General features: G+C 35.6%; 19 protein-coding genes. 9 read left to right on the top strand and 10 right to left on the bottom strand.

Going from position 1 to position 19,577, the window contains the following annotated elements:
- Positions 1-2 precede the first annotated feature (2 nt).
- On the bottom strand, positions 3-1,088 hold the full coding sequence (locus tag IJE64_RS05375; protein ID WP_292783097.1) for a phosphatidylglycerophosphatase A: 1,086 nt from the start codon (positions 1,086-1,088) through the stop codon (positions 3-5).
- 86 nt (positions 1,089-1,174) lie between these two features.
- On the opposite strand from IJE64_RS05375, the gene larC reads away from it, so the two are divergent.
- Both larC and queC read left to right on the top strand, forming a co-directional pair.
- Positions 1,175-2,344, top strand: coding sequence for a nickel pincer cofactor biosynthesis protein LarC (gene larC / locus IJE64_RS05370; protein WP_292783095.1), 1,170 nt, complete (start codon positions 1,175-1,177; stop codon positions 2,342-2,344).
- Positions 2,341-3,018 carry a 7-cyano-7-deazaguanine synthase QueC gene (gene queC / locus IJE64_RS05365; RefSeq protein WP_292783092.1) on the top strand — a complete coding sequence of 226 codons (678 nt, stop codon included), beginning with the start codon at positions 2,341-2,343 and terminating at the stop codon, positions 3,016-3,018. Before larC ends, queC begins: the two co-directional genes overlap by 4 nt.
- Here the strand turns inward: queC and IJE64_RS05360 are convergent.
- Both IJE64_RS05360 and IJE64_RS05355 read right to left on the bottom strand, forming a co-directional pair.
- Complete coding sequence (locus IJE64_RS05360) at positions 3,015-3,629, bottom strand: vWA domain-containing protein (protein WP_292783089.1); 615 nt, start codon at positions 3,627-3,629, stop codon at positions 3,015-3,017. The genes queC and IJE64_RS05360 overlap by 4 nt on opposite strands.
- A gap of 141 nt (positions 3,630-3,770) precedes the next feature.
- Complete coding sequence (locus IJE64_RS05355; protein WP_292783086.1) at positions 3,771-4,868, bottom strand: M48 family metallopeptidase; 1,098 nt, start codon at positions 4,866-4,868, stop codon at positions 3,771-3,773.
- Between the two features lie 92 nt (positions 4,869-4,960).
- Between IJE64_RS05355 and IJE64_RS05350 the strand changes: the two genes are divergently transcribed.
- Positions 4,961-5,530 (top strand): hypothetical protein, encoded by a 570-nt coding sequence (locus IJE64_RS05350; RefSeq protein WP_292783083.1) that lies wholly within the window; start codon positions 4,961-4,963, stop codon positions 5,528-5,530.
- A 25-nt stretch (positions 5,531-5,555) separates the two neighbouring features.
- Here IJE64_RS05350 and IJE64_RS05345 read toward each other — a convergent pair whose 3' ends face one another.
- Positions 5,556-5,969, bottom strand: coding sequence for a pyridoxamine 5'-phosphate oxidase family protein (locus tag IJE64_RS05345; RefSeq protein WP_292783080.1), 414 nt, complete (start codon positions 5,967-5,969; stop codon positions 5,556-5,558).
- A gap of 173 nt (positions 5,970-6,142) precedes the next feature.
- On the opposite strand from IJE64_RS05345, the gene IJE64_RS05340 reads away from it, so the two are divergent.
- Positions 6,143-6,442: a hypothetical protein gene (locus tag IJE64_RS05340; protein ID WP_292783078.1), complete on the top strand. Its 300-nt coding sequence runs from the start codon at positions 6,143-6,145 to the stop codon at positions 6,440-6,442.
- Positions 6,443-6,603: 161 nt separating this feature from the next.
- Here IJE64_RS05340 and IJE64_RS05335 read toward each other — a convergent pair whose 3' ends face one another.
- The 3 genes from IJE64_RS05335 to IJE64_RS05325 form a co-directional block, all read right to left on the bottom strand.
- Complete coding sequence (locus IJE64_RS05335) at positions 6,604-7,617, bottom strand: NADH-dependent flavin oxidoreductase (RefSeq protein ID WP_292783076.1); 1,014 nt, start codon at positions 7,615-7,617, stop codon at positions 6,604-6,606.
- A 51-nt stretch (positions 7,618-7,668) separates the two neighbouring features.
- Positions 7,669-9,390 (bottom strand): sodium-extruding oxaloacetate decarboxylase subunit alpha, encoded by a 1,722-nt coding sequence (oadA, locus tag IJE64_RS05330; RefSeq protein ID WP_292783073.1) that lies wholly within the window; start codon positions 9,388-9,390, stop codon positions 7,669-7,671.
- A 151-nt stretch (positions 9,391-9,541) separates the two neighbouring features.
- Entirely contained in the window at positions 9,542-10,636 is a 1,095-nt protein-coding gene (locus IJE64_RS05325) for an inositol-3-phosphate synthase (protein ID WP_292783070.1), read from the bottom strand.
- Positions 10,637-10,793: 157 nt separating this feature from the next.
- Between IJE64_RS05325 and IJE64_RS05320 the strand changes: the two genes are divergently transcribed.
- Together IJE64_RS05320 and IJE64_RS05315 are read left to right on the top strand one after the other, a co-directional pair.
- On the top strand, positions 10,794-11,636 hold the full coding sequence (locus IJE64_RS05320; RefSeq protein ID WP_292783068.1) for a UbiA family prenyltransferase: 843 nt from the start codon (positions 10,794-10,796) through the stop codon (positions 11,634-11,636).
- A gap of 216 nt (positions 11,637-11,852) precedes the next feature.
- Positions 11,853-13,397, top strand: coding sequence for an NERD domain-containing protein (locus IJE64_RS05315; protein ID WP_292783066.1), 1,545 nt, complete (start codon positions 11,853-11,855; stop codon positions 13,395-13,397).
- Positions 13,398-13,420: 23 nt separating this feature from the next.
- Here IJE64_RS05315 and IJE64_RS05310 read toward each other — a convergent pair whose 3' ends face one another.
- The gene (locus tag IJE64_RS05310; protein ID WP_292783064.1) at positions 13,421-14,473 is read right to left on the bottom strand and encodes an N-acetylneuraminate synthase family protein; all 1,053 of its coding nucleotides are present in this window, start codon (positions 14,471-14,473) and stop codon (positions 13,421-13,423) included.
- Positions 14,470-16,155, bottom strand: a complete 1,686-nt coding sequence (locus IJE64_RS05305; RefSeq protein WP_292783061.1) for a cytidylyltransferase domain-containing protein — start codon at positions 16,153-16,155, stop codon at positions 14,470-14,472. The genes IJE64_RS05310 and IJE64_RS05305 overlap by 4 nt, the downstream gene beginning before the upstream one ends.
- Positions 16,156-16,243: 88 nt before the next feature.
- On the opposite strand from IJE64_RS05305, the gene hypD reads away from it, so the two are divergent.
- Genes hypD through IJE64_RS05290 form a run of 3 tightly spaced genes read left to right on the top strand, consistent with a single transcriptional unit; the run spans position 16,244 to position 19,314 of the window.
- Positions 16,244-17,290 (top strand): hydrogenase formation protein HypD, encoded by a 1,047-nt coding sequence (hypD, locus tag IJE64_RS05300; RefSeq protein ID WP_292783058.1) that lies wholly within the window; start codon positions 16,244-16,246, stop codon positions 17,288-17,290.
- 1 nt (position 17,291) lies between these two features.
- Complete coding sequence (locus IJE64_RS05295) at positions 17,292-17,996, top strand: phosphoglycolate phosphatase (protein WP_292783056.1); 705 nt, start codon at positions 17,292-17,294, stop codon at positions 17,994-17,996.
- Positions 17,997-18,003: 7 nt separating this feature from the next.
- On the top strand, positions 18,004-19,314 hold the full coding sequence (locus IJE64_RS05290) for a TldD/PmbA family protein (RefSeq protein WP_292783054.1): 1,311 nt from the start codon (positions 18,004-18,006) through the stop codon (positions 19,312-19,314).
- A gap of 11 nt (positions 19,315-19,325) precedes the next feature.
- Here the strand turns inward: IJE64_RS05290 and IJE64_RS05285 are convergent, their stop codons facing one another.
- Positions 19,326-19,577 (bottom strand): hypothetical protein, encoded by a 252-nt coding sequence (locus tag IJE64_RS05285; protein WP_292783051.1) that lies wholly within the window; start codon positions 19,575-19,577, stop codon positions 19,326-19,328.

Below are 19,577 nucleotides of genomic sequence, written 5' to 3'. Positions count from 1 at the left end.
AGTTATTCCTCAAATATTTTAGACATGCATCCTGCAATTAGGCCTGCAAAAATATCATCAAGCATCGGCGGCAAGCCATAGATAATTCCCGGTTTTGCTTCATCATACCTCTTGAAATTAAAAGTTGCCTTTGTTCCTGCAATCTGATTTGAAATTGCAAGGCCCAATACCTCATCAGTGTAAAAATATGAAGGGTCATCACTGACATCGACTTCCCTTATGCGTCCACAGGACAAGTCCTGCTCAGTCCTTATTGCGGCAACCAAAAGTGCAATCACATTGATGTCAGTTAAAGATTTAAGTATTTGCGCTTCCATCTTATCCCTCAGCTCTTGTGTGACTTCAACACCATCCACAAGCTCCATGCCCGCATCAATCAAATCACCGATTAATATTCCTTCGGAAACGAAATAGTCAAGGATTCCAAAAGTCAGATTTATTTTTTCAAACGCATCCTCAATGGATATTTCAATTGCCTCTTCAAGCCTTATTTTCAGCTCGTCAAAGTCAAGTTCATCACAATCGATATTGTTGATGTCCAAACTTTCTGATTCGGTTACTGGAATATCTGCCAAAACCGCTAAGAAATCATCCCTGTTTAGAATATTTTGGATGTGAACCGGCAAACACATATTGGCCAGTACCTTTGCCTTTATGTTTGTGATAATCTTAAATACCCTAAGCAAATCACGAGCAGAGACAACCTTATTGATGTAAACTACATGACTTATATTGATTCTTGCATCCACAAATCCCTTAGGGGAATTGGCAACCTGCAGTTGAGAGGTGAAATCTTCAATGACAACATCATCGGAAAGAAAAGTGAAGATTGTTAAATCATCATATGAATTTTTAAAGTAGTTTAAGTCATCTGTTGCCTGAGCAATATATGAACCTTCAGACTGATTGAATGTTTCCGCTTTCCTTGCAGTCGATTCGAATTCATCTTTAGCTTTTAAAACATTGACATTTTCAACAATGTCAATGCCGTCACTGACCGTAAAGTCGCTGAAAGCTAAAAAATGATTGGGATTATTTATGCAAATCCCATAATCTTTTTCAATGACGTTAATGTTATTGCCTTCCATAATGATGACCTACCAATTATACATATAATATATTAATTATTTAATTTAAATCTTATATTGATAATGACATTAAAGGGGATTATATTATGACAATTATTATTGACCCACAATCCAGCGGAATAGCTGGAAACATGATTATTGGTGCCTTAGTGGACTTAGGTGCTGATGATGATGACATAAAGGAAATAATGGAAAGAACAGCTAATGAATTCGGAAAAATAGAAGTTACTTTTGAAAATATAAAGAAACAGTGCATTAATTCGACTTACTGCAATGTTGAAATGCTTGAACAATCCCCGTCAATCACTTATCCTGAATTTATAGAAAAAATCAAAAAGCTTGATTTGGATGAGAACGTTAAAAATAAATCCATCAATGTATTTAAGAGAATCGGGAAAGCCGAAGCCAAGGTACATGGAAAACCATTGCAAGAAATTCATTTTCATGAAGTTGGAACAAGTGATGCAGTAGCAGATGTAATCGGGTCAATATATGCATACTATTCACTTAACTTAAACAATCAGAAAATAATTGGCCTTCCGATAGCTGTCGGAGGAGGAACAGTGCAAACATCCCATGGAATCCTACCTGTTCCGGTGCCTGCAGTGGTGGAAATCCTAAAAGACGGGAAAATGATTGGAGGCCCTGTCGAAAGCGAGCTTGCAACACCAACCGGCGCTGCAATCTATGCTGAAATATGCGATGAGATTAAAGAATTCATTCCATTAATCAAACCAAAAAAAGTAGGTTACGGTGCAGGAAAAAAGGATTTTGACCATCCAAATGTCTTAAGGATAATTGAAAGCTCAGACGTCACTGAAAGCGATGAAATAGATGTTATCGAAACAAATATCGATCATTTAACCGGTGAAGAAATTGGCTATTTATTCGATAAGCTTTTAGACATTGGCGCATCAGATGTTTCCATTACTCCAATTATCATGAAGAAAAACAGGCAAGGAAGCCTTCTGAAAGTAATTTCCCCAAGAAAAAATAGGGAAAACCTAATTGATGCGATATTTAAGGAAACCGGAAGTTTGGGCATAAGAATCTCTGCAAATATGCACAGAGGAGTTGCAAAAAGAGAATTTGTAAAAGAAACTTTTGAAATCAATGGCAAACCTTATGACGTGACTTTTAAAATTGGATACATCAATGGAGAAACAATATCAAAAAGACCGGAATATGAAGACTTGAAACGTATTGCAACGGACAGCGGCATCCCACTTAGGAAAATAAGAGAGATGATAAAATGAAAAAGGCCATTTCCGTCTTGTCAGGAGGCCTTGACTGCACTGTTGCAACCAGCGCATATGCCGAGGATTATGAGATTCATGCAATAACATTTAATTACGGTCAGAAAAGCTTTAAAAGAGAGTTTCAGGCTTCAAGAGAAATCTGTGAGAAGATGAATTGGACCCATGAAGTGATTGACCTGCCATGGCTTTCGAAAATCAGCCAATCCAGTTTGAATACATCTCAAGAAATCCCGGAAGTTTCGCCTGAAGATTTAGACGACCTTGAAAAAAGCACTGAAAGTGCAAGCAGCGTATGGGTTCCTGCAAGGAATACAGTATTCACATCAATTGCGCTATCTTATGCAGAAAGCATGGGCGCTGAAATTATTATTGTCGGATGGAACGATGAGGAGGGAACCACATTTCCCGACAATTCAAAAGAGTTTTTAGAGAATTTCAATGAGCTGATAGATGTTGGGTCCCCAGATAAAATTAAAATTGAAGCACCAGCCATTGATTTAGATAAAGAGGAAATCGTTGAATTAGGAGTTGAAGTTGGCGCTCCAATGGAATTGAGTTACTCTTGTTATAACGGAGGAGACAAACACTGTGGCGTTTGTGAAAGTTGCATGAGGCGAAAAAGAGCCTTTAAAAAATTAGGAATAAAAGATTTAACTGAATATGAAAGTTAATCATATCTTTTCAAATCCTTTTTCCAATTTGCTTCATCCAAACTTTTATTTGCTCTAATAGAATCTGCAGCAGATTCAACAGAACAATATAACCTGTCTATACCTTCTTTTGATTTTTGATAATTGGCTGTCCTTGATTTTCTGATGCCTATTTTTTCCGCTTCCCGATATGAATTGATGTCGGCGCCGATGTATATGAACTCCCATCCCTGATTTTCTATCATGTCTGTAATCTGTGATTTTGAAAACTCAACTGAAGAGTTTTCCATCCCATCAGTCATTATGACAAACAATACCTTATTGCTAATTTCATTTTTGAAATTGACGATTGTTCTTCCGATAGCGTCAAAAAGAGCGGTTGAGCCCCTAACCTGATAATCAGCATGAGTCAAATCATCCACATCCTTGATGGATTTCCTTTTGTACAACACCTCGTATTCGTGATCAAAAAAGATTGTGGTTACCTTCGTATTGAATTCCTTTGATTTTTCACGGGCAATAAATGAGTTGAATCCACCTATGATATCCTCTTCGCTGCCGTACATTGACCCACTTTTGTCAATTAGAAATATCAAGTCCAAGTCTGGGCTTTCTGGCAATACCTTAACCATATTATCACATCCTAAAAAAATTTTGTGTTTGAAAAGAATTTGTTAATAAGTTGTTACTAACTTACACACAATATATTAACACTTGATAGTATATAAAGTTTTCCATGACGTGAAAAAAATAAGTAAAAAAAAGAATTATGATTAAATCTTGTTTCCGCAATTGTTGCAGAACACATCATCCGGCTCAATTGAAGCACCGCACTTACTGCATTTAAGCTCATCACCGATTTTAGCTCCGCAATTGTTGCAAAACACATCATCAGGGCCAATTGGAGCACCACATTTACTGCATGTTAGCTCCCCATCAAACCTAGTTCCGCAATTGGTACAGAATACAGCATCGATATCAGCGACAGTGCCGCAATTCGGACAATATTTAACTACATCATTGCCAATGAGATGTGAAGATTCATATTCCTGTTTTGGAGTAGGAACTTCACTTAAAACAGGAGAGGAATAGAAATCCTTCTGGTTTTCAATTTCATGAATCAGCTCATTCATCACTGCAATCCTCTTGCTGTCAGACGGGTGAGTTGAAAAAAAGTCATGATTGTTCGGATTTCCTCCAGCCATTGATTGCCAGAATGCAGGAATGGAAGAAATGTCAAAACCTGCCCAATGGATTATCATCATGCCTAGCTTATCCGCTTCAAGCTCCTGATCCCTTCCCCATGGATTCAACACGAAATACTGGGATCCGATACTGGCAACATTGGTGGCCGCTCTTGTAAGACTTCCGATTCCACCCAACCCCACCAAATCGAGTGCAAAACTTCCAACCCAAGCGGCAGATGTGATTGCATTTTGGGCGTTTTGAGCGCTGGCCCTGGTTCTTGAGTGGTCAAGCAATGCATGTGCCATCTCATGGCCCAATATGAATGCAACTTTCTCTTCAGTGTTTGCAACTGAAAGAATGCCTGAAAACATTACGATTTTGCCACCAGGCATGCAAAATGCATTTACAGTATCATCAGCAACCAGATGAAAATCCCAATCGTAATAATCCTTCGTATAATCGCTTCTGCCTATTTGAGCCAAGTAATCCTCTACGGCCTGAATTAACCTGATTGCCACATTCCTAACAATTTGCCCATTGGGAGTGTCGTCTAAAAGTTGTGATTGGTTAATCATGGCATAATATTCATTATAGGACTCCTGAAGGAATTTATCATCGTTTATAATGTCAAAATGAGATTTTCCTGTGAACGGATTGATTTTGCTTCTATCATCTTTTGCCATATATAGTTATATATCAAAAGTGTGTATAAAAAGTTTTTTCAAAAATGAGAAATAAAAAGAGCAACATGAGAAAAATGCTGATTATATTATCATTGGCAATTCTGTTAGTTGGCTGTGTTAATGCCCAAAACAATACCATTGAGATAAACGAAATAGAATTCGAACTTCCCGACAGATATCTTGGAGGAGAACTAAAAAATGACAGATACGCATTAGATAACGTTTTCTCTATCGAATGCATCGACAACAATGTCGGAAATGAGATAGGCCTTTGGGCATGCGAGAAGGATTTTGAAGAAAATATAATGATTGAAGGTCACCCCGTGAGGCATTACAGCCAGTATAATCAGTATGTTCATGCAAACCAATCCCATGCATATTTCGCATCAGGAGATTCGGTTTACGAGATTACATGGACGGGCGAGGATATTGATTCTGAGATTAAAGACCTCATTAAAAATACACCTAAATCCAATATAAGCAAAGATGAATTTTATAACATGCTGGACGAATCGATTGATATATACAAAAGCACAAGAATAGACCAATTAAACAGTGATGCCGAATACAATTACCTCGAGTCCAGACTCAACTCACTATATTCACAAGACGCAGGCGATGATTCAAACTTAAACCAAATACTTCTAACCTTCTACAGGTGAAAAAAAAGATAAAAAAGGAATCGAATTAAAAATTATATGATTCCATGATTTCTCCAGTGATGTTTCTGATTTCTGCTGTAGCTTCCTCAAGGTGGAAGATGGCCAATTTGAAACCGGTTTCATCATTGTAAATGCTTTCTAAAAATTCATTGCCTCTGACAATGCTTTCAGCAAAATCATATGTTTCTTCAAAAACCGCCTTACCGTAATATCTGAGGAAATCAGTTTCGACCAAGGCCACAATCTCTACAAAAGGATTTTCAGCCATTTGCTTGAAGACATCCTTATGATTACCTACTCCAAAATAAATTTTACCGTCTTTTAATAAGTGAAAGCCAAGAGGCCTATTTTTAGGCTTGTCTCCATCGACAGTCGCCAAGAAAAATACTTTTGCTTCACCAATAAACTCGTCAATTCTTTCTGCTCCTTCTAATGCCATTTAAAATCACCTTAAAATTATCTATAATTGTATATATGAAAAAAATAACTATTTAAATTTAATTAATGAAAAACACTGAAAAATGTCATAGAAAACCATGAAAATTTTAGAAAATAATTTAAGTAGCACTATACATAACTTATAGTAACAATTAAACATTAGAGGTCCAAAACATGCCAAAAAGGGAAGTTGAATTTACAGATGCGCAATTAGAGAAAGTTGAAATTTTAAAATCTAAAGACATAAGTGTCGGCCAAGCTATCGATCTTCTTTTCGAACTTCAAAATGAAATCATATACCAACTTGAAGACATAGAAGATGAGGATAAAGGAAACCTATATGAAAAAATTAAATACACCAGCTTTGATGCTGAAGTAAAAGCGGAACTGCTGAAAAGTAATTACAAAGAACAGACCTATGACGAACAAGTTCAAAGGGTCAAACACGGATTAAAATGGTCCAAATTTTTATAAATTCTAAAATTTTGATATGAATATGCAAAAATACCCTAACTTCCCATAAGTTAGGGGAAATTGCAAATTTGATCGCATTAAAAAACCATCCAAAAACTGAAAGATAACCTTTATAACCAATTAGACTAATCGAAACTGAAAAATCAAATTCGAATCAATGATTAGTTGGCACTGGAATCGTATTTAAAACAAGTACTGGTCTTTTTAGAATAGCAATTATTGCAGCTTTGACAAATTGCTACACCCTCACCATTTGCCTTCCAGTCTGTTAAAAAGTCGGCCTGAGCCACAAACGGCTTAGACATGGAAATGAATTCCACATTGGAATTATTCAATACATCATTGATTTTGGCCATTTCACGCAGTGATCCTCCTAAAACAACAGGAACATCAACAGCATCGATCAAATCATCGACATAAACTAGAAACGGATGTTTTACGCCCTTGTCATAAATTTGTGATATGGTACGTGCAGTCAATTGAATGCTATCTGCACCCGCTTTTTCAAGCTCACGGGCAATGGCTATGCTTTCATCTGAGGTGATTCCGCCTTTTCTAACATCCCACGGATTTATCCTGCAGCTTACATGCATGTCCATGGTCTTTTTAATGACTTTTATAATTTCTGATGAAATCCTTACACGATTTTCAGTGTTTCCACCATATTTATCTTCCCTTTGATTGAAATAAGGATTCATGAAGCGAGCCAAGTAAAAATTATTCCCCATGTTGATTTGAATCCCATCAAACCCTGCAAACGAGAATTTCTTAGCGGCCATTATTACCTCCGCCTGCAATTTCCTAATTCCCTCTTCGGTTATGTCATTGGCTTCTACCTTTTGGTTGTCTCCATCATCATAGTAGAAAAAGGCCAGTTGGCCCAAGATCGGAACATCATAATTATGTGCAATGTCAGTCACCATCTTATATTCCTTGATGAATCCCGGATAATCCAGGCTAGTCGAATATGGGAAAAATCTGTCTTTTCTATCAAGAGCAAATATTTCAGATACGATTAATCCTGTGCCGCTACTTGCAATCTTTTCATATCTGTCATAAATAGCTGGAGTTAAAAATCCCCCTTCCCCTGTTTCTGTTTCCCAAGTGCCTGTTCTGACAATTCTGCTATTGAGTTTAAAATCGCCGAATTGGCATTCATCAAAAATATCCTTCATAAAATCACTGCACAAAAAATAATTTAAAAAAAAAAGTAAAATATTGGTAATCTATTTGATTACCATTAAGATATCGCCCATACTTACTGCATCACCAGGTTCCACAAAGATTTCCTCAACAGTACCGTCAACTTCGGATTGGATATCGTTTTCCATCTTCATGGCTTCAATAACACAGATAGTAGAGCCTTTTTCAACTTTATCTCCAACATTGACTGCAAGCTTAATAACCATACCCTGCATTGAAGATATTACGCCACCTTCAACTTCACCAATAGGGCCTTTTGAAGATTCTGCGCCTTCTCCAATTTCCATAAATCCAGTAGGCATGATTTTAACTTCAAAAATGTCCCCATCAACTTCAACATTATATTCTGTTGGAATTCCAATGGCTGCATCTTCATCAAGAGTGTGAGGAGCTACGAGCTCTTCTTCTTCAGCTTCGCCTTTAAGGAATCTTGGTGCAATCGGAGGATATAATGCATAAGTTAGAGCATCCTCATCGGATTTGACAAATCCTTTTTCTTCACCTTCAGATTTGAATTTGTCGAATTCAGGTTCCAATAAGTCTGCAGGCCTGCAGGTAATCACTTCTTCATCCCCAATTATTTTTTTAGAGATTTCCTCATTTACTGGAGCAGGTGATTTACCGTACATTCCTCTCATGTACTCTTTAACCTCATTGGATACTGTTTTGTATCTTTCTCCACCTAAAACATTCATTACAGACTGGATTCCAACAATTTGGCTTGTTGGAGTTACGAGCGGAGGATAACCCATATCCTTCCTAACACGAGGCATTTCTTCCAGCACATCATTATACCTGTCAAGAGCATTTTGCTCTTTGAGTTGTGAAATGAGATTTGAAAGCATTCCTCCAGGAATCTGGTACAACAATACATCTGCATCTATACTTTCAGAAATCGGATCAAGAATGCCCATATATTTTTCTTTGATGTCATCGAAGTATTTTTTAATGTGAGTTAATAATTTTAAATCCAAACCAGTGTCAAATTCTGTTCCTTGAAGTGCTGCAACCATACTCTCGGTAGGAGGTTGGCTTGTTCCCCAGGAGAGAGGTGAAATTGCTGTGTCCAGAATATCAACACCTGCTTGACATGCAGCATAATAACTGATTGGTGTCATACCACTAGTACAATGACAGTGCAAATCAACAAGCAAATCAGTTTCTTCCTTTAAAGCAGATACCAAATCGTAAGCTGCTTTAGGAGTGATCAATCCTGCCATATCCTTAATGGCCACTGAATCACAATCAAGTGCTTCAAGGTCTTTTGCAAGTTCAACAAAACCATCTAAAGTATGAACTGGACTAATTGTATAACTGATGGTTCCCTGTACATGAGCTCCTTGGTCTTTAGCTACTTTAATAGCTTTTTCCATATTTCTAATATCATTTAAAGCATCGAAAACTCTGAAAATGTCAACACCATTTTCATAAGATTTTTCTACAAATTTTGTAACAATATCATCAGGATAATGTTTGTATCCTACTAAATTTTGACCCCTCAAAAGCATTTGAATTGGAGTTTTATTAAATTCAGATTTTAATTGTCTTAATCTTTCCCATGGATCTTCATTTAAATATCTAATACATGTATCAAAAGTAGCTCCACCCCAAGCTTCTACAGAGAAATATCCTACACTATCCATCTCTTCAGCAATAGGAATCATGTCCCTAGTCCTCATCCTAGTTGCAAGTAAAGATTGGTGAGCATCACGAAGTGCTGTTTCTGTAAATCTTACTTTTGCCATTAATTACACCTCTTTTAAATTTTATTTATAAATAATCATAAAATATCCAACTATAATATATGTCGTTATTATTATATAAATTAATAATATAAAACAGTTTGAAAAAAAGTAATGGAAAAATTAAAAAAAAGAAAAAATTATGCTTGAAAAATTATCTTTCCAGCTCGCCGGAAATGAATTTTTCAACATTTTCATATGCTTCGTCATCACTGAATTGAACTGGAGGATGCTTCATAGTATAGGAAGAAATGGAAGTCAGCTGTCCGCCAATACCTCTTTCTAAACCAATTTTACAACATCTGACAGCATCAATAACACAGCCTGCAGAGTTTGGAGAGTCTTCAACGCTTAATCTGAGCTCAATATTCATTGGAACATCACCAAAGGTGCGGCCTTCCATTCTAAGGAAACACAACTTGTTGTCATTTTGCCAAGGGACATAATCACTTGGGCCAATGTGAATATCGCGGTCATCCATCCTTTCATTTAAGACTGATTGAACCGCTTCAGTTTTGGACTCCTTTTTGGAATCCAATCTTTCACGATTGAGCATATTCAAAAAGTCGGTGTTACCACCCGTATTGATTTGATAGGTCTTGTCTAATTTAACGCCCCTATCCATAAATAAACTAGTTAGTGTACGATGAGTGATAGTAGCACCTATCTGAGCTTTAATGTCATCTCCAACGATAGGAATTCCTTTTTGCCTGAATTTAGCATCCCATTCATCATCACTTACAATGAATACTGGCATGCAGTTTACATAAGCTATTCCGGCATCAAGAGCACATTGAGCATAATATCTTGCGGCCTCTTCTGAACCTACCGGCAAGTAATTGACTAGAATTTCAGCCCCACTCTCCTTCAGAACAGAAACCACATCAACAGGCTCCGCATCACTTACAACAAAAGTGTATTCATCATCATAATTGGACATGTGTTCAGCAACACCATCCAAAACATGACCCATACTTACTTCAACATCATATTTTGGGATGTCCTTCTGAAATACAGTAGTGCAGTTAGGTTTTGCAAAAATTGCTTCGTCGATTGTCTTTCCGACTTTTCGCTCATCAACATCAAAGGCAGCAACCACATCAATGTCGCTAGGTTCATATCCACCAATATCCCAGTGCATAAGCCCTATTGCATCTTCAGGCTTTTTGCCATCATAATAATGAATTCCTTGAATAAGTGAACTTGCACAGTTACCTATTCCAACAATAGCTATCTTTATTTTATCCAAATATAACACCAGCTAATTAATTAATTTGAGTAATAAGTTTATTAAATAAAATACTAATATTATGTTATATAATATACTTAATAAAAGTATGCCTCAAGCATATTAATCCAGAAATGAAATATAATATATGATGATTATTTAACTATAGAGAGATAAAATGAATCCATACATTGAAATATTGAGACCCGGAAATGCACTGATGGGAGCAATAGCTATAATCTTAATAGCAATCATAGATAAAAGTTTTAACGTTCCACTAATCCTTGCGATGCTTGCGGTATTTTTTGAAACCGCTGCCGGAAACGTTATCAATGACTATTTCGATTACAATATCGACCTAATCAATAAACCTGAAAGGCCAATTCCATCCGGAAGAATATCCGTGACCGGTGGAAGAAACTACGGATACCTCCTGTTTATTCTTGGAACAATATGCGGTTTTTTAATAAGTTACTTAACCAACAATTGGATTCCATTTATCATTGTGCTGATAGCTGACGTCATTCTTTATCTATATGCATACAAGCTCAAATCCACACCACTAATTGGAAATCTCACTGTAGGATTCATGACTGGTTTCGGATTTGTATTTGGAGGATTTACATTAAACACCCCCGAAATTATTCTAACTTCAATATATTTGGGATTTTTCGCATTTGTTATGACAACCGCCAGAGAGCTTGTAAAAGACATTGAAGACATGGAAGGGGATAAAGCGGAAGGCGCAAAAACTTTCCCAATATTGTATAGTGAAAAAATAACTGCAATATTGGCATTAATTTTAGTGATAATCGACTGTGCCTTATGTCCAATTTTATATTTCAACCATATTTTTGGATTTTATTATTTAATTGTGATAGCAATTGCCGTTTTACTATTCATCTACTCTGCAATACTAATCATTAAAAATCAGGACAGAACCACAGCCGGAAAAGTTTCAAAATACCTTAAAATTGGAATGTTAATAGCATTTGTTGCATTTATATTTGGATCTTTCTAGCAGCCAATTAAACTTAAGATTATATTGACGATAACTGTTTAAATCTGTTTTTTTAACTAAAGGGTATTTTAAAATAAATATCTTTTAAATTTAAAAGATTTTAAGACATTTTTTAAATCACAACCCCCACATCATCACATCAAAATGCCAATTTTTAGAAAGATATATAATAATTAAAATAAAAAAGTAATATCATAAGTAATTTAAGAGGATAACATGAAAGTCGTATGCTGTAAGAACTGTGGTGCAAAATACCAACTCGATGATGATGACGACATCACAACATTCGAGTGTTCTTCATGTGCAGGTGACCTAGAATATGTGGAAGAATATTCTGATGGTGAAAAAAGCTCTCGTTCCTCATTTATGGACACATTCAAGTATGATAATTCACATATTGTCCAATGTGAAGATTGCGGATTGAAATATAAAATCAGAAGCAGCGATAGCATACTTGATTATGAATGTGACAGCTGTGGAGGTTCTTTAAGATATCTTGATGACGAACTCAATAACGAGTTAGACAATTATCTTGAAGAAAGGCGAAAAGAAATTCAAACCATTAGACAAGAAAATAAAGCCCAAGAAGTAGAGCCTGAAGAAGAACAAACAGAAGATAATACACGCTCCTTAAAATCACTTACTAACAGATTGGAAAACTTCTTCTCTGAAGAAAATATGCAACAAATAGCTGATGATGAAAGGCAAGAGCAAGAAATTAGAGAAGAAGAGGAACTTAGTTCAAAAACTGCAAGAACTACAATCCCCGAATCTGTCCTATCCAAATTTGGAAAAGAATTTGCTCTTCCAAAAACAAATGATTATAACATTTTGAAAAATTTCCTCAAAGACGAATTTTTCAAAGGAATGAATGAGTATTATGCAAATGCCACCCCTGCTGTGGAACATTCAGAAAGGTCCTTTGGAAGCTTAATTGGAAAACTAAGCATTCCTGAACCGGACGAAAACAATGTTGAATCCGGTTCTCTTTTTGACTCAAATAACGATTTCAATTTTAGAGACATGGATACAAATAATATCATCCTCATTGTCGGGGCAGTTATTTTTATTTTAAGCATAGTTGAAATCTTATTAATAAACAGCGGTATTGGAATAATTGCTTTATTCGTTGGCGTGATTATCTTATGTTATGGAATTTATAAAACTAGAGATGTAAAAGAAACTGAAAAACGAACCAGAATCATTAGGGAACACCTATTAAGTTTACCTGAAGAGTTCTACGTGTTCTACAATGTAAAAACTCCAACTTCAAAATCTAGTATAAACCATTTAGTTGTAGGTCCAACAGGAATTTATGCACTCATTTCACAGAAATACAATCCTAAACTTAGATTAGAATCTGAAAACGAAAACTTAAATCTTATCGGATCCAGTGAATCTTATGAAGATAAGATTGAAGAGATTCCAACTCCTGAAAATGCAAGAAGATTTAGATACACAACCAAACAAGCTAAATTCTCTCAGGACAACAAAGTTAAACAAAAAGCTTTAAGTTTAGGTGAAGACTTGATTAACTTCTTAAACGACAATAACATCAGAAATTGTTTTGTCGAGCCTTTGGTTGGATTTATAAATAATGAAGTTGTTGTAATAAATATGCCTTTAACCGATGAAGACTTATTTATTGAAGAGTTACTGAATCAAATCCAAACCAGTACCATAAAATTAGATTCTGAAACAATCGACAAATGTGCTGTTTTAATTAACAACTATTCCGCAGATTGCTCTTCAGAAATTTAATTTCTTTTTTTATTTTCTTTATATTAATCCAACATTCCAAAATCTATGAATGTATTTTTTTCTATGTTCCGGTTAGCTATTTTACCAACCACATCATCCATCTGAGCCGGAGAAATTCCCTTACCCGGTCTTTTAAATGAGATGTCGGATTCGCTAATGGTTTCCCCTTTTTTAATATCCCTTTTTGCAACAATAGATTTTCTAATCTCTTTTCTTGCATAGGATTCGCAAATCAATGGTTGCTTGTTTGTAAATCCATTAATCCTTGATAAAAATAGAGCATTATTTTTGAAATGTATTACATCATCAGGATCCATTGCAAAAGTATTATAGTATCCGCCTAATGTTTTATCAAAAGTGAAATGCTTTTCTAGAATAGTGGCTCCATAACTGTAAGCAGTTGTTAAAACCATCATGTCTTTATCCGGTTTTGTATAATCGACATAACCAATTTCATAATCCGGAAAGTTTTGCACCAAGTCTTTTATCATCAGCAAATTTGCATCCTTATATTCAGTGGGATAAGATAAAATAGAATGCATAATGGCAATGTTTGAAGTGGAAACATCTTCAATAGCATTGATTGCATTTTTAATTTCGATTAAAGTAGCCCCACCTGTTGAAAGCAATATTGATTTGTTTTTAGAAGCAACATGTTTAACAAAAGGAATATTTGTTAAATCAGATGAAGAAATCTTATACACATCTACAAAATCATCCAACAAGTCAACAGATTCAAAATCAAGTGGTTCAGATAAAAATTTAATACCCAATTCACTGCAATACTGCGCTAATTTACGATATTCTCCAATCCCAAATTTTCCATATTTATTAAACAATTCAAATTGAGACACGGATTCTTCTAAAGAAAGATTCCAAAAAGATGGAGAATCACGTGAAATAAATTTTTCAACGTCGTATGCATGAAATATGACTGCATCCACACCGCATAATTGCGCATCATCAATTAACAGTTTTGCTGCATCCATATATGATATGTTTTCTTTTTTTGCCAAATCATAAAAATTAAAACTGATATTTGCAATCAGAAATGGTTTTTTGTTAAATATATTCATGATAAAACCTGATTTAAACCTTTATTAAATTCGAATTTGCGGTATTCCTCTTCAATTACTGCCAAAATATTTTCAAACCCGTTTTTCAAATCAATTGACAACATCTTCCTATGCAATTCCATCCTCAAATCAAAATCATTCACTACATTTACAAATTCGTCCACAACATCCTGTCTTTCAAGGGCATCTCCAAGACCTAAATTAATAAATCCGTTCTTGTTATTTGCAAATACATGTGACACGTCCCTATCATCCTTACAAAGACAAATAGTTGGCACACCCATTGAGCAGATTTCATACATTGATTTATTAGGAGATGTGAAAATAAGGTCTGCTTTAAAAATAAATTCGCTGAAGTTTGGTACATCCCTGTAAATTTGAATCAATGTATTGGATTCATATTTTGAAATAAGTTCCTCAATGCCTTCATAATCCAAGCCTAAAACTACATCGATTCTTCCTTCATAATTAGTAGTTAGAATTGCATCAATGACCTTTTCTGTGAAATTATTTGAGTCGAATTGGCCAAAAGCAATCAAAACCCGGTTAACATTATTTGTGATTATCTTAGGCGGCTGATAATAAAATTCATCCTTTAAAATGAAATACTTATGACCTGTGAACACATTATGTTCTCCCAAATCATGCTCATATAAGTCATCAAAGACAATATCGGCAATAGCGCTGCCCATACCCAGATCTTCAAAATTGACAACAAAATAACCTTCGTTTTTCAAAGCGGAGACATATTCTTCAGAAGTGTCTAAAATATCATTGATGACAATCTGAGGATTATATTCAATTAAGTATTTCAGCAAATCGCCTTCATCCTCATAAGTTTTATAAGAAAAATTATTTTTATCCACTATGTCCACGCCCAATTGGTGATGTTCGTCAATTAAAAACAGCACATCATGGAACACTAATTTTGAAGCCAAAGACAAACATCTATTAATATGGCTTGTTCCAATATCATCAGAGGCATTTACAACTATTGCTGTTCTTTTCTTTTGCAAATAATTTTCTGCAATCCACCAATCCTCATAGTTTTCAATATTAACACTTTCCTCACGGGACACCTCAACGATGTCAATGTTAGTGCCAAACCGTGAATCAACATGAACAAAGTTTCTTCTTGTTGCCAGAATAGCACCTGTTTCTCTAAATGACTTCGGAAGTGATTTTTTATCAACACGTTCAATATAATTTGGGAAATACCTATGGTTGTTCTCGTCATATCCCCAACTCAAATGCCTGTCGTCAACAACTGAAATTACGCTATCCAAACTAAAATCTTCAAATTTTTCAATAGCCTTATCCAACGTTTCAGACTGTATCAATGGAGACGTAGGCTGTAAAGTAATTATAATATCATATTCATCAAAAGCCTGTTTTTCTTTTTGAATCATTGCATCATGAATAACAGGATCAAGCGAAATTTCATCAGTTGCCAGTTCTTTAGAACGTCTGACAACACTCGCTCCGAATTTTTCAGCTATCAATGCAATTTGAGAATCATCAGTAGTTACAACAACATCATCAACATATTGAGAGGCTTTTGCTGTCTCAATTGCATAGGAAATGAGCGGCTTATTGTTAAGCAGCCTCAAATTCTTACGAGGGATTCCCTTAGAACCGCCCCTTGCCGGAATAACTACTAAAATCATATTATTATTAAACATATAAATCCCTATACAATTATAATAAACTATAATTAACCTAATACTAAATATTATATTGAATGTATAATATTAAATCTTCGGTGTTAATATGAAAAATATGTCAAAAGAACTTTTAGATAGAATAAACAAATTAGCCACACCCGTTAAAATAATGCATGTCTGTGGCTCTCATGAACACACTATAATGGAAAATGGAATCAGGAGCCTGCTTCCAGAGGAAGTGGAAATAATTGCAGGCCCAGGATGTCCAGTATGCGTTGTACCGTCACGTGAAATTGATGAAGCTTTAGAGCTTATTGACAAAGGAGTTACAATCACAACTTTTGGGGACATGTTAAGAGTTCCGGGTTCTGAAAGATCACTTGCTGATGCTAAGGCAGAAGGTGGAGACGTAAGGGTCGTTTATGGAATTAACAGAGCCATTGAAATTGCGCAAAAAGAGGACAATGATGTGGTATTCATATCTGCAGGATTCGAAACAACCGCACCCACAACAGCCGCAGAACTATTAGCGACACCGCCTGAAAACTTCTCAGTATTGTCATGCCACAGACTGATTCCACCGGCAATTGACTTTTTAATTAATTCAGGAGAGACAAGCCTAAACGCATTAATACAGCCAGGACATGTCTGCACAATCATCGGGACAAAACCATTCGAATACTTCTCAACTGACTTTGGAATACCTCAAACAGTAGCAGGATTCAACCCATTAGACATATTAATGTCCGTTTACATGATTTTAAGACAAATTCACAATGAAACACCGAAAATTGAAAATGAATACAAAAGAGCAGTTAAAGAAGAAGGAAATGTCATAGCTCAAGACATGATTAAACAGGTATTTGACGTGACTTCAAGGGAATGGAGAGGATTTCCAAAAATACCAAACTCAATCCTAGAAATAAAGGATGAGTTTTCAGAATTTAATGCCCGTGAAAAATATGATATTGAAGTGAAAGACGTTAATGAAGCACCTAAAGGCTGCATCTGCGGACCAATCCTAAGAGGACTTGCAAGACCCGAAGACTGCAAGCTATTTAGAAAAGCATGCAATCCACTACATCCAATCGGCGCATGCATGGTGAGTAAAGAGGGAACCTGCAACATAGCACACAGATATTCAAGAGGATAACATGACAATAGAAGCAATAGCAGTAGACATCGACGGAACAATAACTGACGATAAAAGACAAATCTGCATCTCAGCAATTGAAGCATTGAGAAAAGCAGAAAAAGCAGGAATCCCCACCATAATAGTCACAGGAAATGTCGTGAATTATGCATATGCAACTGAAGTGCTTATCGGATGTAGCGGAGGACTTGTTGCAGAAAATGGAGGCATTGTCTTTAAAGAAGGTGAAAACAACAATGCTGTTGAAACAATGGTTGACAGGGACTTTGTCACATCAGCGGAAAATCACCTAAAAGAAAAATTAGCTGAAAAATTCGATGCACATGCATCCCATGACAATATGTATAGATTAACAGAAACAGTATTCTACAAAACCCTTGCCCGTGAAGAATTGGAAGATGCCCTAAAGGATTTTGAATACTTAAACGAACTTGAAATATATGATAGCGGGTTTGCACTCCATGTAACCGATAAAAGAGTGAATAAAGGAACTTCACTCAAATATCTATGCGAAAGAAATGGGATTAATATGGAAAACGTGATGGCTATCGGAGATAGCGAAAACGATGAAGACTTTCTAAAAGAAGCAGGATACAAAATAGCTGTTGGGAATGCCGAAGCCAAATTAAAAGAGATAAGCACCTATGCTTGCGAAAAAATGTTTGGCGACGGCGTGGCGGAAGCTATCGAAAAATTTGCACTGTAGGGATAGTATGATATATGAAATAGCTGAAAAGGCAAAAAAAGCTGTTGAAAATAATTGTGATGCTTACGAAATCTATATAGAGGAATCCGAATTAATAGAACTCGACTCAAAGCAGGATGAATTAAACTTTGCAAAAGAAGAAATTGAGCAAGGAATCGGCATTAGAGTCATCAAAGACAATAAGATCGGTTTTGCATTTACATCAAACCTGGATAAAATCGAAGAAACCGGAACCCAAGCTATTGAAAATACAAGATTAAACAAACAGGATTCAAATTACGCTTTTTCCGAAGTTGAAAAGGTGGTTGATGTCAAGAAAGTCTATGACAAAAAATTTAACGACTTGGACCTTGATGAATCAGTTGAATTTCTAAAGAATGTAATCGCAACAGCAAGCGATAGCGGATGTGAAATTACCGGCTCCGGATTTTCCGCAAGTGAAGGAAGGTCATTGATAATTAACTCAAATGATGTTTCAATAGAAAATGAAGGCACCGGATTTGGCGTTGGCTTATCCGTAACCATCCAAAAAGAAGGGCAAATTGCAACCGCATACAACTCACAATCATCAAGATTTTTCGATCTGGACGGTGAAAAACTAGCTAGCGACGTGTGCGAATTGGCTAAAAAATCCCTTGACACAAAGCCTATTGAAACAAATGATTATGATGTAGTCTTAGACTATTATGCTGCAACAGGACTTCTTCAAACATTTATGGGAGCTTTTGATGGTGAAAATGTAAGAAGAGGCAGGTCCATATTAAAAGATAAAATGGGACTTGAAACAGCAAATCCTACCCTTACCATCATTGACGATCCCCTTTTAGAAAAAGGAATGTTGAGCTCAAAATGCGATGGAGAAGGCAGCGCCAGTCAGAAAACTGAATTAATAAAGGATGGCGTTCTAAACTCATTTATCTATGATATTTACACTGCAAACAAGGTTGGCGCGAAGACAACCTCCAACGGACATAGGGGAAGCTATCTGACAACACCGATGATTTCTCCAACAAATCTGGAGTTCAAATTTTCCGAGTCAAGAGAACTGTCTGAAATCAAAAAAGGCGTTCTAACAACAAGTGTCCTGGGAGCTCATACTGCAAATCCAATTTCAGGAGACTTTTCAGTAGAAGCAAGCAATGCATTTAAAATAGAAAATGGAGAGTTGACAGAACCAATTAACAAGGCCATGATTTCTGGAAATATCTTTGAAATTATGAAAAAAGTAGAAGGTTTGAATACGGAAATAAAACAGTACGGTTCTTTCATTATCCCTAAATTATTGGTGCATGATTTAAGGGTGGTTGGCCAAAATTAAAAAAAGAAAAATTAAATTTTATTTAATTTTTTCCTATATCTATCGATTGTATCATCTTTATACTCGATAGACAAATAATCAGAAGTTAATTGCTTACTTTCATCAAATTCTTTTATTTTGCCATTTATGGCATTATCAATTTCTTTATCCAATTTTTTCAATTGATTTTCAAAAGCATATTCTGATTTTCTAATATTGATATTAGAAGTGCGAGCAACCTTTTCCAATTCCTTATCAAAATCAATCTCTTCTTTTTTAGACAT

This window comes from Methanobrevibacter sp. (assembly GCF_017409525.1).
Lineage (GTDB): Archaea > Methanobacteriota > Methanobacteria > Methanobacteriales > Methanobacteriaceae > Methanocatella.
The sequence above is the reverse complement of the archived record's forward strand: the minus strand, read 5'-3'. Positions and strand labels throughout refer to the sequence as shown.

Excerpts from the sequence above, each read along its gene's own strand:
- larC (WP_292783095.1), top strand. The coding sequence starts at position 1,175 with ATGACAATTATTATTGACCCACAATCCAGCGGAATAGCTGGAAACATG.
- IJE64_RS05340 (WP_292783078.1), top strand. The coding sequence starts at position 6,143 with ATGCCAAAAAGGGAAGTTGAATTTACAGATGCGCAATTAGAGAAAGTT.
- IJE64_RS05375 (WP_292783097.1), bottom strand. The coding sequence starts at position 1,088 with ATGGAAGGCAATAACATTAACGTCATTGAAAAAGATTATGGGATTTGC.
- IJE64_RS05295 (WP_292783056.1), top strand. The coding sequence starts at position 17,292 with ATGACAATAGAAGCAATAGCAGTAGACATCGACGGAACAATAACTGAC.
- IJE64_RS05290 (WP_292783054.1), top strand. The coding sequence starts at position 18,004 with ATGATATATGAAATAGCTGAAAAGGCAAAAAAAGCTGTTGAAAATAAT.
- IJE64_RS05310 (WP_292783064.1), bottom strand. The coding sequence starts at position 14,473 with ATGAATATATTTAACAAAAAACCATTTCTGATTGCAAATATCAGTTTT.
- IJE64_RS05285 (WP_292783051.1), bottom strand. The coding sequence starts at position 19,577 with ATGTCTAAAAAAGAAGAGATTGATTTTGATAAGGAATTGGAAAAGGTT.
- IJE64_RS05315 (WP_292783066.1), top strand. The coding sequence starts at position 11,853 with ATGAAAGTCGTATGCTGTAAGAACTGTGGTGCAAAATACCAACTCGAT.
- queC (WP_292783092.1), top strand. The coding sequence starts at position 2,341 with ATGAAAAAGGCCATTTCCGTCTTGTCAGGAGGCCTTGACTGCACTGTT.
- IJE64_RS05355 (WP_292783086.1), bottom strand. The coding sequence starts at position 4,868 with ATGGCAAAAGATGATAGAAGCAAAATCAATCCGTTCACAGGAAAATCT.
- IJE64_RS05360 (WP_292783089.1), bottom strand. The coding sequence starts at position 3,629 with ATGGTTAAGGTATTGCCAGAAAGCCCAGACTTGGACTTGATATTTCTA.
- IJE64_RS05305 (WP_292783061.1), bottom strand. The coding sequence starts at position 16,155 with ATGTTTAATAATAATATGATTTTAGTAGTTATTCCGGCAAGGGGCGGT.
- IJE64_RS05345 (WP_292783080.1), bottom strand. The coding sequence starts at position 5,969 with ATGGCATTAGAAGGAGCAGAAAGAATTGACGAGTTTATTGGTGAAGCA.
- hypD (WP_292783058.1), top strand. The coding sequence starts at position 16,244 with ATGAAAAATATGTCAAAAGAACTTTTAGATAGAATAAACAAATTAGCC.
- IJE64_RS05320 (WP_292783068.1), top strand. The coding sequence starts at position 10,794 with ATGAATCCATACATTGAAATATTGAGACCCGGAAATGCACTGATGGGA.
- oadA (WP_292783073.1), bottom strand. The coding sequence starts at position 9,390 with ATGGCAAAAGTAAGATTTACAGAAACAGCACTTCGTGATGCTCACCAA.
- IJE64_RS05335 (WP_292783076.1), bottom strand. The coding sequence starts at position 7,617 with ATGAAGGATATTTTTGATGAATGCCAATTCGGCGATTTTAAACTCAAT.